The organism is Rhodoblastus sp., assembly GCF_041915505.1.
Taxonomy (GTDB): domain Bacteria; phylum Pseudomonadota; class Alphaproteobacteria; order Rhizobiales; family Beijerinckiaceae; genus Rhodoblastus.
Map to the genome: position 1 here is coordinate 1 of NZ_JAYSBG010000439.1, position 2,595 is coordinate 2,595.

General features: G+C 65.4%; 3 protein-coding genes. 2 read left to right on the forward strand and 1 reads right to left on the reverse strand.

Features of this window, described 5'->3' with window-relative positions; translation table 11 throughout:
• Window positions 1-18 precede the first annotated feature (18 nt).
• Complete coding sequence (locus ACE3S9_RS18245) at window positions 19-378, forward strand: DUF2254 family protein (protein ID WP_374547900.1); 360 nt, start codon at window positions 19-21, stop codon at window positions 376-378.
• Between the two features lie 65 nt (window positions 379-443).
• Window positions 444-1,319, forward strand: coding sequence for a bile acid:sodium symporter family protein (locus tag ACE3S9_RS18250; protein ID WP_374547898.1), 876 nt, complete (start codon window positions 444-446; stop codon window positions 1,317-1,319).
• Between the two features lie 23 nt (window positions 1,320-1,342).
• Here the strand turns inward: ACE3S9_RS18250 and ACE3S9_RS18255 are convergent.
• On the reverse strand, window positions 1,343-2,595 hold a 1,253-nt coding region (locus tag ACE3S9_RS18255; protein ID WP_374547899.1), incomplete at its 5' end, for a SulP family inorganic anion transporter.

The following is a 2,595-nucleotide window of genomic DNA, read 5'->3' on the forward strand; positions in this document are numbered from 1 at the left end:
GTCCTTGCGCTCGACCAGATCCATCGACTGTTGCGCATGGTCGGCAAACGCCATCTGCACGATGAGGTGGTCAAGGACTCCGGCGGAAACGCCAGGCTGGTGCTGCGCACGCCAAACTGGGATGATTTCGTGCAACTGGCTTGCTGCGAAATTCGGATCTATGGGGCTGGAAATTTTCAGATCGCGCGTCGTTTGCGCGCGATGATCGAAGATTTGATCGTCAACCTGCCTGCGCGGCGCCATCCTCCGTTGCGGCTGGAATTGCGCTTGCTGGATCAAATCATCGACCGCCTTTATCTGTCGCCGGAAGACCGCGCGCTTGCGCGCACGCCGGACATGCAGGGGCTCGGCGGCGGGACCATTCTGAAAGAGGAATGAAGGGTTGACGAAGCGCGTTCGCACCATCGCGCGATGAGTGGGCGCTCAATTAGCGGAGACGCCGCGTGCCGGTCCAAAGAATTGTCAGCATTCTGGTCAATGTCACCCTGATTCAGCTCATGGTGACAATCGGGCTTGGCGTCACGCTCAGGCAAGTGGCGGCCGTGGCGGCCAACGGGCGGCTGGTCGCCACGGCCGCGATCGCCAATTATCTGCTTGTTCCGGCCTGCGCCGCCGCGCTGTTGCTGCTGTTCAAAGCTCCGCCCCTGGTGAGCGCAGGACTTCTGATCACGGCGGTTTGTCCGGGCGCCCCTTACGGACCTCCTTTCACGGCGCTCGCCAAGGGCGACGTCGCCGTTTCGGTCGGCCTGATGGCCTTGCTGGCGGCCTCTTCGGCGGTCGTCTCGCCCTTGTTGTTGAAGGCCGCGCTGCCGATAGTGGCAAACGATCAGGCGGTCACGATCGACGTCCTGCAGATGGACGGAACGCTCATCGTCACCCAGTTGCTGCCGCTGGCCGCGGGCGTCGCGATCGGAGCGTGGCGGCCCGAGCTTGCCGATCGTTTGGCGGGGCCGTCGAAGCGCGTGAGCCTGATCCTCAATCTTGCGACGGTCGGCCTGATCGTCGTTGTTCAACACAAGCTCCTGCTCGACATTCGTCCCATGGCCTATGCGGGAATGCTGGCGCTGACGCTTGCCAGCGTCGGCGCGGGCTGGGCGCTGGGAGGCGGGTGCGCGGGGCGTCGTGTCGCCATGGCCTTTTCCACGGGCGTACGCAACGTCGGCGTCAGCCTCGTCATCGCGACGGCGAGCTTCCCCGGAACGGCGGCTGTTACCGCGGCGCTCGCCTATGCCTTGTTCCAAACCTTCGTTCTGGCGGCGCTGGCGTTCGTTTGGGGACGCCTCGCCGGTCGCGACGTCAATTCCAGGACGGCGAGCTGACGCGACACGCGATCTCCAGAGGCTCACGCCTCGCTTGGCGCGCGGACGGCCGACGCCATCGGCAGCGCCCTGAATCGCTCGATCGCCGTTCGCGTGTTGAACAGCAGCCTGTCGCGGCCGAGCTGCGCGTCGAAGCCGGAGCGGCGCACCATATCCAGCGCGTCGGGGTTGAGCCCCGCCAGCCAGACTTCGACGCCCGTCTCCCGCGCGCGCCTGTCGTGCTCGATCATCATCTGCAAGGCCGAAAATTCGATATCGGGAACGCGGCTCATATCCAGCACGAGAACGCGAGGGTTGTATTGGGCCTGCAGCGCCGCGATCCGGTCGGCGACATTTTGGGCGTTCAGGAAAAAAAGCCGGCCTTCCGGACGCAGGATGAGGAGGCCTTCGATCATCTGGTCTTCGGGGTGGTCCGGCGACAGCGGCCGCAGGACATCGGCGCCGCGTTTGCGCACAATGACGGAGACGCGAGGATTGGCCGTCTGGCTGCCGAGGCCGATCAACGACAGAATGATCGCGACGACAATGCCTTGCAGCGTGCCGAACACCAGCACGCCGAGCGCGGCCGCGATCGCCCACCAGAACTCCATGCGCCGGATTCTTCCGATGGCGGCGAATTCCGGAAGCTGGATCAGGCTCGCCGAATAGACGATGACGATGGCCGCCAATGTGGCGTTCGGCAGCAGGCCGAGCAGCGGCGCCAGGACGAGCATGGTGGCGAGGGAAGCCGCCGCCGTGACGAGCGAGGCCTTCTGGGACCGTCCGCCGGCGGCATAGACCACGCCGGTTTGCGATGTTCCGCCGCCGGCAGGCATCGATCCCAGAAAGGCGCCGCAAAAATTGGCCGCGCCGCTCGCAATCAGTTCGCGGTTCGGATCGATCGGCGGATCCTCCGCGCGCGCGAAGGCCCGTCCGGCGGCAATGCTTTCGGTGAAGCTCATCAGCGCCAGGCCGAGCGCGCCGGGCGCGAGATCCTGGATCAAGGCGAGATCGGGCAGGGTCAGAGCCGGCAGGCCCTGCGGGATGTGTCCCACCGTCGAGACGCCCAGCGCGCCGAGGTGGAATATCCAGGACGCCGAGATCGCGCCGGCGACGACGACCAGCGGCGCCGGCGAATGCGGCCGGAAAACCTCCATGCCGACGAGAAAGGCGAGCGTGGCGGCGCCGACGAGGAGAGTCGGTAGAGACGTTTCCGGAATGTGATGCGCGACCGCCAGGGCGTCGGCGAAAAAGGAATGTTTCGTGATGTGGATTCCAAGCAGCTTCGGCGCCTGGT